Consider the following 13,404-nt stretch of genomic DNA (forward strand, 5'->3'; position numbering starts at 1 on the left):
TGAAATAAACCCTGACACAGCACTTTAAAAAGTTGGCACACCATAGACACACCAGCCGCAAAAAAAAGGCCACTCGGATGAGTGGCCTTATGTATCAAAACGCAGTAATATTAAGTGTTTGTGGATGGTGCTCCCACGCGGAATCGAACCACGAACTGATCATTACGAGTGATCTGTTATACCGTTTAACTATAGGAGCAATTTTTATCAACGAAAAATATTATATACCCTAAAAAATCATGTGTCAATATGCAACTTCAAAAAAACAAGCTTAAAATATGCTAATAAAAGCAAAATACAAAAAATAGAGGATAGATTTAAACGGATTGTTATCCCCTTAACTCTATCCTACTTTGTACGTAGAGTTTGCCGTTTCACATCGCCCAGCAGAAATATGCCCTGCAGCATGCGGTTACAGGGGAGTTTCTTGTTTATCTAAACGGAAAGAAATGAGGTTAATTCTCCGGCCAAATTTCCGTTACTACCTCTCCATTTTACATTGGAGGACGGCCTATAGAAAGGTAAATAAGATGATGTTCTTTTGCATGCTGCCGCATATACTCCCAAGAGAACATGTTTCTCCCGTCAATGATAAGAGGAAAACGAAGCGCTTTACTGATAATACTCCAATCAAGATCCCGGAATTCCTCCCATTCGGTTAGAATGATAAGCGAATCGCAGGAATCGGCAGCCAGGTACATATCGCGATGCACGGTCACCCCTTGCACCGGATACGTATGAACAAGCGGATCATAAACGTGTACATCTGCCCCTTCGGCTATACATAACTGACTTACTGCGAGTGAAGAGGCTTCGCGAATGTCGTCCGTCATCGGTTTAAATGTAAGACCAAATAAAGCAATTTTTTTACCAATTAAGGATCCCAAATACTTTTTTGCTTTGTTTACAATAGCGCGCGGTCGTTCATTGTTAATGGCCTCTATGGAATCAAGAAGCGGAAGTTCACATTCCCACTTTTGTCCAAGCGTTTTAAGCGCTTTGATGTCTTTCGGAAAGCAAGAACCGCCGTATCCCGCTCCGGCCTGGAGGAAAGAAGCTCCAATTCGTTTATCTAATCCCATTCCTTTTGCGACATCTTCAATATTTGCACCAAGATTTTCGGCCAAGTCTGCAATCATGTTGATATACGAAATTTTCATTGCCAAAAAGACGTTTGAGGCATATTTAATAAGTTCTGCACTGGAGCGGTTACAGAAGTGAAACGGGGCTGAAACACCGTTGTAAAGGGTGCGCATTATATTTCGCGCCGTTTCTGAGGCACAACCCACAACAATCCGGTCAGGATGGAAGAAGTCATGCACGGCATTCCCTTGACGAAGAAATTCGGGATTATGAACCACATCAATTGGATGATGATCGGATGACAGCTGATGTAAAAAAACATCAATTGCATCCGTAGTTCCAACCGGCACGGTACTTTTTATGATAAGTAATTTATTTGTCAGATTATAAGCTGCAAGGTCATGTACCACGGACCATAAGTGTGACAAATCAGCGTCTCCATCGGGTTGAGATGGCGTACCAACCGCAATGAGTAAAACTTCAGCTTCTTCAATGGCAAAATCCATGTTGGTTGTATAGCGAATTCGTTCACTTCTTCTCGCTTCTTTTAATAGACCATCCAGTCCCATTTCCCAGATGGGTAGTTCGCCTGACGTCAAGGTGGTGATCTTTTCGACGGAAATGTCAGCGCAAATAACCTGGTGCCCCAGGTTCGCCAGGCAGGCTCCCGTAACCAAACCTACATATCCGGTTCCTATGACAGTAACTTTCATCTGACAAGTCCCCCTTCTCTCTGCTCAGGCCGAGTCTATATTTCCATCATCCGGGGATTTACTCAGAAAAATAACCCTCTCATAACAGGTAAGCAGTTCGTCGAAAATCGCTTCCCATGACTGGGTTAGGGCATAGCGGCGCGCCTGTTGTTTCATTTCCTTTAAAAGGTCCGCATCTTTTATTGCTGCCGTAACCGCATCGGCAAATGATTGAGCATCACGCGGCGGACATAACATTCCGGTAACTTTATGCTGAATGATTTCTTGCACCCCCCCGGCTTGAGCTCCAACGGCCGGCGTTCCTGATGCCATCGCTTCAAGCACCACATTACCGAAGGTCTCCGTACTGGAAGGAAAAACGAACAAATCTGCTGCCGCGTAGGCTTCGGCCAAAGCTTCTCCTTGTAAGTAACCTGTAAATGTCACATTGTTTGTGGGGAATTGGGTACGTAATTTATCGAGCAGGGGCCCATCACCAACCAGAAGCCAGTGAATGTCGCCGGATAAAGGGGCGGGTATTCGTCTCATTACTTCCAATAGGATATCGAGGTCTTTTTCCGGAGCCATTCTGCCGACATACAGACAAAGTAAACGGGCATTAATATTGTATTTCTTCCGTATCTGGCCATTGTTTTTGGCAGGGGTAAAAAGATGGCAGTCAACCCCGCGCTTCCAAAGTCCCAATCTGAAAATCCCATGGCTTCGCAGATGTCTCTTGGTCTCTTCGGAAGGCACCAATGTCATCGCGCATGAGTGATGAAACCAGCGGATGTAACGCCATAGCCAATATGAGACGGCTTGCAGCCGGTAGTACTCCAAATAACGTTCAAAATGTGTGTGGTAGGAAGCAATATGGGGGATTTTATATTTCTTGCCATAGTACAGACCGCATAAACCGATGTTAAAAGGGGTAGCGATATGAATGAGGTCAGGCTGAAATGTTTGCAGACTGTTGCGAACGGAAAAGTAATTGGGAAAAGCAATACGGCATTCCGGATATAGAAAGAAAGGGAGGCTGGCAAAACGATGGATATTACTTGCAAATAAATCTTGGTCAGTAACGTCCGGGATAAAAACTTGATGAGTAATTTTCCGGTGTTCAAGATGCCTGACAAGCTTTTGCAGCGTTAAGGCCACTCCGTTTACCTGCGGGTAATAAGTATCCGTAAACAGCGCAAGCCGCATTTTATCACCCTCCTTGTGATCCTCTTTTCTCCTCCGTTATACAATATTCGCTTTTAACATACTGATAAGTTATTACACTTTATATGAAGTATAAGGAATATTTACAATCAGCTTAAATGATTCTTCATTTAAAATTCACAGCAGCTTCATAAAGAAATATATGCCAAAATGTTCAAATAAATTTATTAAATAAAATGGGGGCTGACACCCAAAGGATCATTTACATCTCCTTGGGTATTAGCCCCTTAACTAACAGTGTAACTAATGGATTTAGCAGTCGTATCTCTTTTAATTTACATGGTGAAGGCTCTGTTTTTATTAGGCTAGACGGTTTTTCCGCCCGCTAATACGTCGTTGATATCGATGTATTGATAGCTAAGCGCGTCCGCTACACCCTTAAAGGTGATTTTGCCATCGATCACGTTGAAGCCTTTTGCAAGGGCTTTGTTGCTGCGTGCCGCTTCCAGGTAACCCTTGGTTGCAAGCTGCACGGCATACGGCATAGTAGAATTTGTTAGAGCGAGCGTAGATGTACGGGCTACAGCACCAGGCATATTGGCTACAGCGTAGTGAACAACGCCATGTTTTACGTATGTCGGTTCGCTGTGGGTGGTGATTCTGTCGATGGTTTCAATAGAGCCACCCTGGTCAATAGCTACGTCAACGATTACAGAACCTTCTTCCATTTGTTTAACCATGTCTTCCGTAACAAGGCGAGGAGCGCGTGCGCCGGGAATCAGCACAGCACCGATTAAGAGATCCGCATCTTTTACAGCTTTGGCAATGTTATAGCGGTTAGACATGAGTGTCTGAACGCGCCCGCCAAACACCTCATCGAGGTAGCGTAGGCGGTCGGGGTTAATATCAAGCAAAGTCACGCGGGCACCCATTCCCAGTGCGATTTTTGCAGCATTTGTACCAACAATTCCGCCACCCACTACGGTTACTTTAGCAGCTTCAACACCTGGCACACCACCGAGCAGAATGCCTTTGCCGCCTTCAAATTTTTCAAGGAATTGAGCACCTATTTGAACAGCCATGCGGCCTGCTACTTCACTCATCGGAGAAAGGAGCGGCAGCGCACCGTTATCAAGCTGCACGGTCTCATAAGCAATCGCGATGACCTTTTTATCGATAAGGGCTTTCGTCAGTTCTGGTTCCGGAGCAAGGTGAAGATACGTAAACAGCACAAGCCCCTCACGGAAAAATTGGAACTCTTCTTCAAGCGGCTCCTTCACTTTCATTATCATATCAGCAGACCAGGCCTCTTTTGCGGTTGCAACAATTTTGGCACCCTCTGCTTTATATTCCTGGTCACTAAAGCCGCTGCCAAGACCTGCGTTGGTTTCAATGATAACTTTCTGGCCAGCATGCACAAGCTGTGCAACACCGGCTGGCGTAATAGCTACACGATTTTCATTATTTTTAATTTCTTTAGGAATCCCAACGATCATCGCAATAATTCCTCCTACTATTATAAGCCCTAAAGGACCTATAATGTCTATTCAGTATTAGCACGTCTTTCTTATAAATATTTTATGTTTATTTCGTCATAATTTCTTTGTTTCAAAGTTTAAAATTGTATAATGTTATTTGTGTATTTACACAAAATAGCGGTTCCATGTCCTTATTGTTGAAAACTTATCCCTTTATGCACCCGCAAATAGCCTAATTAAAAACATCCGCCCACAGAGGCGGATGCTAAGGTTTGTATTTGCTAAGTTTAATATCGAGAAATAACGTGACCCGGTCATTCGGGTCATTCAAATTGATATCCCCCACTTCACCAATCCGCTTTAACCTGTAGCTAAGTGTGTTGGGGTGTACATGAAGAACTTCGACTGTTCGGTTCATTCTTCCGGCTGCATCTAAGAAAGCCTCAAGTGTTTCCACAAGGTTGCTGTTGTTCTGCCGGTCGTATTCCATGAGCCGCTCCAGCTTCTCGTTCCGGTATCCCATCTGTTCATTCAGGCGGGCCATTTGCGGGAACATATGATATACACCAAGCTGGTGGTATCCGCACACATGACCCAATTCATCGGAAAGGGATTGTTTTAAGTGGATCACTTCAAGCGCTTGCTGATAGCTTCTGGATACTTGCAACACATCGTAAACAGGCTGACCGTAGCCGGCAATCATCAGTTTCTCCCCGCTAAAACGCTGGTCCAGGCGTTTCAGGAGCTGCTCAATAAATTGCATGCTTATGGCCTGTATCTTGCCTTCATTTTTTTTATCCAACCCGCCTAATACGATAAGCTGCCTCTGATCAAACGTCCAAAGCGGCAGCGATTGAAAAGGGATGAAGTCATTAAGGTTGGACAACAGATATTCCAGTTCTTTTTGCACATTCCGCCAGATATCTGCCGCACACTTTGCTTCAAACACAAGCACTTCCATCACAGCGGGAAGGTGGACTTGCAGATCTGCTGCCTGCTTCTCTATCTCACGGCGATCCATTGCGCCCTTTGAAAGAAGCTGCCAGAACAGCTCCCTCCGCTTCTCTTCATTCTGCGAGTGGCGAGTCTTGCGGTGAATCATGCGCGGCATCGCCATACGGGCCGCCCACTTTAATACGTCTAGATCCGCATCCTCAATCCTGCGCACAGCCTCCTGAACCCATATGTAGCCAAGCACTTCCTGGCCGCGCCGAATCGAAATAGCCGCCCGGTTGTCCAGGCCAACATCTTTAATAGCCGGTATACGGACAGGTTCATCCGTGTGCATCAGCGCCTGAATTACCCCTTCTTTCCAGAACCGTACGAGGACGGCTTCCGGCACCTTGCGCTTCATGATGGTCTGCATTCTAACTGGATCTGTCATGTCGCCGTGCGTACTGTAGGCAATCACGCGATGATTCATATCTTCTATCGTAATCGGATTATCCAGCCGCTCAGAAATCATTTCAGCCAGTTCCATTAAATCCGAGAATTCGACGTTTTCCATTGTTTTTCCCCCTACACTTCCGCTTCCTTCAGTATAGCACACAACCTCCTGGGGACGGCTCGCGCGGTGCTGCGCTTACGTATAAAAAAAACCATTTACTTTTAAGATGAACCGTCATTTTAAAAGTAAATGGTTTTTTAAGTTAATGGTGCACCCTGCGGGTACAACTGATTCGAATTCAACTGAGAAGGTAACTCGACGTAGAAGAATTCGATATTATTGGTGCGGATGAAGGGACTTGAACCCCCACGGTGTTGCCACCACTAGAACCTGAATCTAGCGCGTCTGCCAATTCCGCCACACCCGCACATGTTTTTAAAGCAACAAGATAATAATATCACTTGCTGCTTTAATAGTCAATAACTAATATTTATCTGTCTGTATACCGATCAAACCGCGTCTCCAGTCGATTCTGCAACGCTGTAAGAATGCTGCTGAATATCAGGTAAATAAAAGCGGCTTCCGCGTACATCCACAGCGGCTCATAATTGGTTGCGGTTTTCTCCTGTGCCACTTCAAACAATTCGGTAAGCGTAATGGTCGCGGCCAATGAAGTATCCTTAACCAGGCTGATAAATGAATTACCAAGCGGTGGAACAGAAACACGCAGGGCCTGCGGAATGATAACCCAGCGCATAACCTGAGCCTTCGCAAGCCCTAGCGCAGCGGCCGCTTCCCATTGCCCTCTGTTGACGGATAAAATCGCAGCCCGGATGATTTCAGAGTTATAAGCCCCTACGCTAAGCGTAAAACCAATCACGGCAGCTGGAAAAGCATTGATTGTAATTCCCACGCTTGGCAGTCCATAGAAAATGATAAAGAGCTGGACCAGAAGCGGTGTACCGCGGATAATCCATACATAAAACCAGGCAATCGCCCGCAGCGGTTTTATGTTGGACAGGCGGGCCAGGGCCGTAAGGAAAGCGAGGATTAACCCCAACACAAAGGAAATAAGCGTCAGGGGAACCGTGAACTCAATCCCCGCCGTCAGCATCGGAAAGAAAGACTCTTTCAGGATACCTATAATATGGTTTATACGGTCAGTCGCCACTCGTTATCAACCCTTTTATTTGGAAACGTCTGCGCCAAAATATTTTTTAGAGATGCGCAGGTATGTGCCATCTTTTTTCATCTCATCCAGCGCTTTGTCTGCAGCGTCAACCAGTTCTTTATTTCCTTTGTTAAAGAGGAATCCGCTGCCTGCTGCAGGCTGCTCGGCCACAATTTTAATCGATGTGCTTGGATTCTCCTGCTTAATGGACTTAAAGGAATATTCCTCATTAATTGATGCATCAACACGGCCGGATGTTAGCAGGCTTACCGCTTCATTAAAGCCATCTGCACGAACAATCGTTGCGCCATTTTTCTTTGCGATATCCGCAAAATTGCTTGTAAGTGATTGCGCAGCTTTTTTGCCTTTTAAATCAGCAAACGTTTTGATTGTGTTATTGTTCTGGCTGACAATAAGTGCAGCCTTTGAGAAAATATACGGTTTAGAGAAGTCATATTTTTGCTCGCGGTCAGGGCGGATGCCCACTTCGTTCGCTACCATATCAAATCGCTGCGCATTGAGTCCGGCAAACATGCCATCCCACTTGGTTTCAACAAAATTAGGTTTTACGCCGATGCGCTTGGCCACTTCCTGCGCCAGCTCTACATCAAAGCCTGTAAGCTTTCCGGATTTATCGTGGAACGTATACGGAGCGTATGTACCTTCTGTTCCGATGTTAATAACACCCGCTTTTTTTATCTTCTGCAGCAAGTTCTGCCCGCCGGCCTGTTGGCCATTCTGGCTGCTGCCTTGGTTTGTATTCTCACTGCTGTTCTGGTTCGAACTGCTGCAAGCCGTAAGGGCCATAGCAAAAACAACAAGGACAGCAAGTAATCCGTATATCTTTTTCATCGTCTATTACCCCCAGTTATTCCCTCAGCATGATAGGTTTTTTGTTACTCATTGATACTAGTACTAACAATTCTAGCTGTCAAGCTGTTCACTAACCTGATAAAGCAGCGTTATCCATTCATCGTCCGTCTGTCGATCACAGTAGACAAATCCTAACCTTTCATATGTTTGCCTAACATCTGTCTCTGCCCATTCTACGATTCCAGAAACAATAAGCGTACCCCCTGCACGGATCAGGCGCCGGCATGTAGCCGCATGCCGGATAGCTTCTTCCCCGCCAATATTAATAAGGATTAAATCATATTGCTCCGCACCGGCCAGCTTATTTCCGTCCCCCACATGTGTCCGGATTTTATCCGCAACACCATTGAACGCAGCGTTATAAGCGATCTCGGAAGGTGAAGAAAGATTAATATCGATCGCTAATACCGACTTGGCGCCGCGCATCGCACTGTAAATGGATAGAATGCCTGAGCCGGCGCCAATATCCAGCACTTCCTTGTTCGCAAGATTGACCCGCTCAATAAAACGCAGACAACTTCTGGTTGTGCCGTGATTGCCTGTGCCAAATGCGCCGCCCGGCTCCAGTATCAGATGATAACGCTGCGGAAAAGAACCCGCTTCTTCTTTCCGCCAGGCAGGTATAAGCGCCAGCTCATCTGAGACGGCTTCAGGCTGAAAGAACGCTTTCCATTCATCCCCCTGCTGCAGAAGCGGCTTCTGCCATGACACTTTCTTTATCCCAAATGGTTCAAGTTTTGCATTGAGAAGGATAAGCGATTGCTCAGCTGTTTCTACAGCGTTTGTTCCCGGTTGGATGGACTGGTAGGTTACAACGGTAACATCAGAGTCCTTTACTGCGTAGTCATATCCATCCGGTATTTGCACAATTTCTATCGGGCTGTCAAGCCAACTTTTTTCATAACCCATTTCTTCTAGCAGATACATGACTGATTCTGTATCTGTTACAGATGGAAAAGTCAAATGATATTCAATCCATTCCATTTATTATTCCTCCAGTGTTTCTTTTCTAAACTTTTCGTCCCATATCTGAGCACCCATTCTCACCAATCCCGCTTTCATCATCGCTGACAGAAACATGGGAAAAACCAAAAAAACCGGACTCCTTGTCAGAGCCCAGTTTTATCTAACTCACCTAAAAAATTGATTATGCATGGTCCATAATGATCAGGATGCTAAACATCATAATATACACTAAGGAGTAAATGAATGACATTCTGGCAAACTTCATGGTATCCTTCATAAAAAATCCGCTCATATTAAGGACCACATAACCCAATCCGAGCAGTGCCATTCCAATAAAATAAACAATGCCGACAGCACCCACTTCATACAGGAAAAGCGAAACCGGCAGAAGGGCTATCGTATAGCTCAGAATATGACGCTTGGTTACCTTAAATCCGGAGACAGACGGGAGCATCTGAAATCCGGCGGCACTGTAATCTTTCGCCTTGCGCATAGCCAGTGCAAGAAAGTGAGGCACCTGCCAGATAAACAGGACAGTAAAGAGAATTAACGCGGTTTCATCGAGGCTGCCTTTTACCGCTGCGTATCCCATTATAGGAGGCATGGCACCGGAGATACCGCCAACGAGCGTATTTAGCGTAGTCGTCCGCTTTGTCCAGAGCGTATACACCACAACGTAGAAAAATAACGCAACAAGACCAAGGACAGCTGTAAGAACATTTATCGATGCCAGCGTTATGGTGCCTAATACGCCTAGAATAATCCCAAATCGCAGAACATTAGCCGGTTCAAGCCGGCCTGAAGGAAGCGCGCGTGTTTTCGTACGCTCCATGAGCATATCCAGATCGCGGTCAATAAAGTTATTTAGAGCCGTACCGGACATAATAACGAGTGCGGTACCAATCATAGCGAGAAGCATGGTTACCATATCGAGCGGGCCCTGGGTTGCAATCCAGAAACCGACAAACGCGGTCATCAGATTTGAAACCGTAATGCCCGTCTTGGTTACCTCCACATAATCACGCCATGTGCCTTTGGCTTTCATTAATTCGGCCGGTTTTTCTATTAGATTGTTATTCTCAATCGTTTGATCAACAGGAGCGCCCATTTCTTATCTACCTCCACAACATTAATTAGCTTTTAGGTGCGTCCTCTGTTTCTTAATAGGTACAACACTCAATTTAGGACTATGAACCAGCAAATCGACCCCAAACTTTGCCTGCGCGGTCAAAAATACACAACCAGCTAGCGTTAAAGCAGCCAATGCAAGATGCGCCATTTCCGATACGATCGACAGCTTGGTAAGAATCGCAGCAAAACCAGCCAGTGTTTGCAGGACAAGCAGGACGATGAGCGTAATCGAAGTTCCTTTAAGCACTTTCTTTTGAATGGAATGAAAGAAAGCATACAGAATAGTACCACATACGATAAATGTCGTAAACATGTGGGTATATCCGACAGCAGCTGCAATTTCTTTTGAGCTGATGACATGATTCAGGAGGCGGTATTCTTCTGCTATCCAGATTTTTCCTGCCTTGCTATGTTCAAAAAATGTGCCTAATACGACTTCCAAGAAAGTGGCAATAGTGGCAACGAGAGCCGGTTTGTAGATGGCTTTTACCAGCTTGGCTGGATGAAAGCTGTTTTGCTTCTTAAGATGATCAGCCAGCGTAACGGCAGTCATCACAACATAGGTTGCGAATAACAGCATTCCCTCGCTTACATCAATCGCTGTAAATCCTGGAGGCAATTTTAGCATAACATTTATAGCTCCACTTGCAGCTACAAGGAATAAAAGCACAACGGCTACCAGCGAAAGCTTAAATGGAAGTCCATTATGCTTGCGTTTACGCCATGCTACAAAAACATTAACGAAAATCAATAAGCTTACAACAGTTGTCAGCATCCGGTGGGAATATTCAATAACAACCTTCCCCTGTAAAGGCGGAATGATTTTACCGTTGCACAGAGGCCAGTCCGGACAGGCCAGTCCGGCATCAAAATTAACCACCAGACTACCGGCCAGAAGGAGCAGGAAAATCGAAATTGTTGTTACCAGAGGCAAACGATAACCCATAACTACCACTCCCATTCATGAGTTTCCAAAAAAATTACCATCACTTTAGCTAAAGCCTGGTGTCAACTATATAACGTAATAATAGTGCTGCACGCAAAATACAGGAATACCCATAGAATTATACAACGTTAGAGGAGCTTTGAAAATCAGGAGAATCGCTCAATCCTGTTACAGGCAACGGAATTGTTCCGAAAAAAACACTCTCTCTCTCCAGTTATATCCATCTCTAGTGATGCTATACATACCACGAAGTGGCCTCCCGCAGTGTCCGCTGCTTAACAGTGTCAATGTAGCAGCTTTCACAGCAGGTTTTCACTACGTACATGCTATAATTAGCATATCGAGAGGCAGACTATATATCAACTGCTATATGTGGTCGAATTGTGATTAAAAAGTGTCGATTTTGTGTAGGAACCTCTACATGCAAAAAGGAAGGGCGCAGACGTCGGACCCTTCCTTAGCGTTCATCAATGAGCGTAATTCGTTATTTTAACAGTGTGACGAATTCCAATAAAATTCTTGCGGTCAACCCCCATATAATATGGCCTTCGTACTCATAGAAAAATTCAGGCATGCGGACCGTACGCCATTTGTAGTCTTTGCCATGCGGAATCAATTCAAATGGAAAATCTTCCTCAGGATTAATGGCAAGCCGGATATAATGCGTATCCGGCTCTTGTTTCAGAAAAAAATCAAGCGGAACATAAAAAATCTCTTCTACTTCATCTTTGCTTGGGACTATTTTTTCGTAATTTTTAATTTTGCCTACAAAAGAGTAGATAGAGGAAGCATGAGGCGGGATAAGCACGCCCAGATGTTCAATAATCTCGACGTCTTCTTTCTGGAGGCCGAGTTCTTCACACGTTTCCCTAATGGCCGCGGCTTCCTCTGAGGCATCCCCCGTGTCAATCTTTCCGCCCGGGAAGCAAATTTCCCCTGGCTGCCTCTTTAACGTATGTGCACGCGTTTCAAATAGCACATGCACGCTGCCATCAATTTCAACAAGAGGAATCATGACGGCCGCACGCATCAGCGGGGCGAAGCCGAACAGGTTAAACGGCCGGCCTTTTGCGTTCATTTTACTGTAGATTTCCTCCATCATTTTCCGGATCCCCTCCCCTTTATATGGCAGATTCATCAATTTGAAAATACGCATCCCTTAGCACCTTAGCTAAATATTCATAAGGTGTACGGGCTATCTCTGCATAACTTCTCCTGGTATATAAATGGTGTGCATTCGGAAACTCATGTTTCAGCTGAGAACGAAGCTTCTTACCGGATGAATCTTCGTCTACAAAGATAAAAACTTCTTCCGCACCCGTCTTTTCGTATAGGTCCTCAATCTTTTTACTGCTTAACGTTCCATGGGTGCAGATGATTTCAACTGGCTCGGCCAATATTTTTTCAAGTTTTTTCTTATCGGTTTTCCCTTCAACGATTATCACTTTATTAATAATCACGTTCGGTCACCTCACTGCCGGCTGGATAATACTTCCCTCTTCTTTATTATACTGTAAAAGCCCCTCCATTAACTGCTTGAATTCCATGAACTTCACCTTCCCGCTTAACCCAGTCCATCAACCTAAGTACCGCATCATCCTTTTGTTTGGCTTCGACCATAATATCGAGGCGCTCAGTCATCCTGGCCATTTCCTTTAGAAAAGGAAACAGTTCTTCCGGCCGGATGTAATCTGCATGCGCACGTTTGTTTTTGTCGCTGCGCGGGCTTGAGATATGCATTTTAGGCGGGAGAGAAGACCGGCTCCAGGTCGCAAGAATACGCGGCAACAGCGAAGAAATATCCGCGTCTTGCCCCGGGTTGCAGCGGTGATGATGGATGTCGAGCACCATGGGAATGCCTAGTGTTTCGCAAAGCATAAGAGTATCCCTGGCTGTATATACCTTATCATCATTTTCAAGCATAATGGCTTGCCGCACTTCAGGGGATACCTTGTCCCAGTTAGCCACGAATCGCTTAAGCGCCTTTTCTTTATCCGAATAAGCACCTCCTACATGCATGACACAGCGGTGCTTTGGAGAGAGGCTCATAGCTGTAAGCATCCGAATGTGGTGTTCAAGAACCTTGTGGGAAGTATCAAACACTTGCTTTCTAGGCGAATTTAACAGCACAAAATGATCCGGATGAAAATCAATCCGAACACCGTCCTCCCGTGCAACTTCCCCTAGCTTCTGAAAGTGGGGCGCAAGCTCGTCCATATAGTTCCAACCATGCGTGTATTCATGTCCGACAAGCGGGATTAACCTGGATGACAGGCGAAAGAATTTAATGTTATAAGCTCGATTATGGTACAGCAGCCGAATGCAATTATGGATATTTTCTTCTGCGATTCGCTCCAATTTATGCAATCCTGCCTCTTTGTCCCCAATCTTGTCGAACTGGGCGGCCGTCATCGTTTTAGAAGGAGAAGCATTTGCCACATGTACACTCATGGCGACATATCCTAGCCGAACCTCCATCAGCTCATCCCCTTTTTGTTTTTCTTCTAGGGTTC

At 45.3% G+C, this 13,404-nt stretch carries 12 protein-coding genes and 2 tRNA genes; all 14 read right to left on the reverse strand.

Annotated features, from left to right (window positions below; genetic code table 11):
- Positions 1–125 precede the first annotated feature (125 nt).
- Positions 126–199: transfer RNA gene (locus PP175_RS22360), tRNA-Thr, on the reverse strand.
- A 295-nt stretch (positions 200–494) separates the two neighbouring features.
- Positions 495–1,796 carry a UDP-glucose dehydrogenase family protein gene (locus PP175_RS22365; RefSeq protein ID WP_272440427.1) on the reverse strand — a complete coding sequence of 434 codons (1,302 nt, stop codon included), beginning with the start codon at positions 1,794–1,796 and terminating at the stop codon, positions 495–497.
- Positions 1,797–1,820: 24 nt separating this feature from the next.
- Entirely contained in the window at positions 1,821–2,981 is a 1,161-nt protein-coding gene (locus PP175_RS22370; RefSeq protein ID WP_272440428.1) for a glycosyltransferase family 4 protein, read from the reverse strand.
- 323 nt (positions 2,982–3,304) lie between these two features.
- Complete coding sequence (gene ald / locus PP175_RS22375) at positions 3,305–4,435, reverse strand: alanine dehydrogenase (protein ID WP_272440429.1); 1,131 nt, start codon at positions 4,433–4,435, stop codon at positions 3,305–3,307.
- 247 nt (positions 4,436–4,682) lie between these two features.
- Positions 4,683–5,924 (reverse strand): PucR family transcriptional regulator, encoded by a 1,242-nt coding sequence (locus PP175_RS22380; RefSeq protein ID WP_272440430.1) that lies wholly within the window; start codon positions 5,922–5,924, stop codon positions 4,683–4,685.
- 220 nt (positions 5,925–6,144) lie between these two features.
- Positions 6,145–6,231 (reverse strand) — tRNA-Leu (locus tag PP175_RS22385).
- 63 nt (positions 6,232–6,294) lie between these two features.
- Positions 6,295–6,918, reverse strand: a complete 624-nt coding sequence (locus PP175_RS22390; protein WP_272443347.1) for an amino acid ABC transporter permease — start codon at positions 6,916–6,918, stop codon at positions 6,295–6,297.
- A gap of 72 nt (positions 6,919–6,990) precedes the next feature.
- The gene (locus tag PP175_RS22395) at positions 6,991–7,827 is read right to left on the reverse strand and encodes an amino acid ABC transporter substrate-binding protein (RefSeq protein ID WP_272440431.1); all 837 of its coding nucleotides are present in this window, start codon (positions 7,825–7,827) and stop codon (positions 6,991–6,993) included.
- A 72-nt stretch (positions 7,828–7,899) separates the two neighbouring features.
- The gene (locus PP175_RS22400) at positions 7,900–8,832 is read right to left on the reverse strand and encodes a 50S ribosomal protein L11 methyltransferase (RefSeq protein ID WP_272440432.1); all 933 of its coding nucleotides are present in this window, start codon (positions 8,830–8,832) and stop codon (positions 7,900–7,902) included.
- Between the two features lie 163 nt (positions 8,833–8,995).
- Complete coding sequence (gene cyoE, locus PP175_RS22405; protein WP_272440433.1) at positions 8,996–9,922, reverse strand: heme o synthase; 927 nt, start codon at positions 9,920–9,922, stop codon at positions 8,996–8,998.
- A gap of 21 nt (positions 9,923–9,943) precedes the next feature.
- Positions 9,944–10,891, reverse strand: a complete 948-nt coding sequence (locus PP175_RS22410) for a COX15/CtaA family protein (RefSeq protein WP_272440434.1) — start codon at positions 10,889–10,891, stop codon at positions 9,944–9,946.
- 484 nt (positions 10,892–11,375) lie between these two features.
- Positions 11,376–11,993, reverse strand: a complete 618-nt coding sequence (locus PP175_RS22415; protein ID WP_272440435.1) for an NUDIX hydrolase — start codon at positions 11,991–11,993, stop codon at positions 11,376–11,378.
- A gap of 19 nt (positions 11,994–12,012) precedes the next feature.
- Positions 12,013–12,351, reverse strand: coding sequence for a toprim domain-containing protein (locus tag PP175_RS22420; RefSeq protein ID WP_272440436.1), 339 nt, complete (start codon positions 12,349–12,351; stop codon positions 12,013–12,015).
- 46 nt (positions 12,352–12,397) lie between these two features.
- Positions 12,398–13,369, reverse strand: a complete 972-nt coding sequence (gene uvsE, locus PP175_RS22425) for a UV DNA damage repair endonuclease UvsE (protein ID WP_272440437.1) — start codon at positions 13,367–13,369, stop codon at positions 12,398–12,400.
- Positions 13,370–13,404 lie beyond the last annotated feature (35 nt).

The sequence above is a fragment of the Aneurinibacillus sp. Ricciae_BoGa-3 genome, from assembly GCF_028421645.1.
In the GTDB taxonomy this organism is placed as follows: Bacteria; Bacillota; Bacilli; order Aneurinibacillales; family Aneurinibacillaceae; genus Aneurinibacillus_B.

Excerpts from the sequence above, each read along its gene's own strand:
- PP175_RS22365 (WP_272440427.1), bottom strand. The coding sequence starts at position 1,796 with ATGAAAGTTACTGTCATAGGAACCGGATATGTAGGTTTGGTTACGGGA.
- PP175_RS22370 (WP_272440428.1), bottom strand. The coding sequence starts at position 2,981 with ATGCGGCTTGCGCTGTTTACGGATACTTATTACCCGCAGGTAAACGGA.
- ald (WP_272440429.1), bottom strand. The coding sequence starts at position 4,435 with ATGATCGTTGGGATTCCTAAAGAAATTAAAAATAATGAAAATCGTGTA.
- PP175_RS22380 (WP_272440430.1), bottom strand. The coding sequence starts at position 5,924 with ATGGAAAACGTCGAATTCTCGGATTTAATGGAACTGGCTGAAATGATT.
- PP175_RS22390 (WP_272443347.1), bottom strand. The coding sequence starts at position 6,918 with ATGCTGACGGCGGGGATTGAGTTCACGGTTCCCCTGACGCTTATTTCC.
- PP175_RS22395 (WP_272440431.1), bottom strand. The coding sequence starts at position 7,827 with ATGAAAAAGATATACGGATTACTTGCTGTCCTTGTTGTTTTTGCTATG.
- PP175_RS22400 (WP_272440432.1), bottom strand. The coding sequence starts at position 8,832 with ATGGAATGGATTGAATATCATTTGACTTTTCCATCTGTAACAGATACA.
- cyoE (WP_272440433.1), bottom strand. The coding sequence starts at position 9,922 with ATGGGCGCTCCTGTTGATCAAACGATTGAGAATAACAATCTAATAGAA.
- PP175_RS22410 (WP_272440434.1), bottom strand. The coding sequence starts at position 10,891 with ATGGGTTATCGTTTGCCTCTGGTAACAACAATTTCGATTTTCCTGCTC.
- PP175_RS22415 (WP_272440435.1), bottom strand. The coding sequence starts at position 11,993 with ATGATGGAGGAAATCTACAGTAAAATGAACGCAAAAGGCCGGCCGTTT.
- uvsE (WP_272440437.1), bottom strand. The coding sequence starts at position 13,369 with ATGGAGGTTCGGCTAGGATATGTCGCCATGAGTGTACATGTGGCAAAT.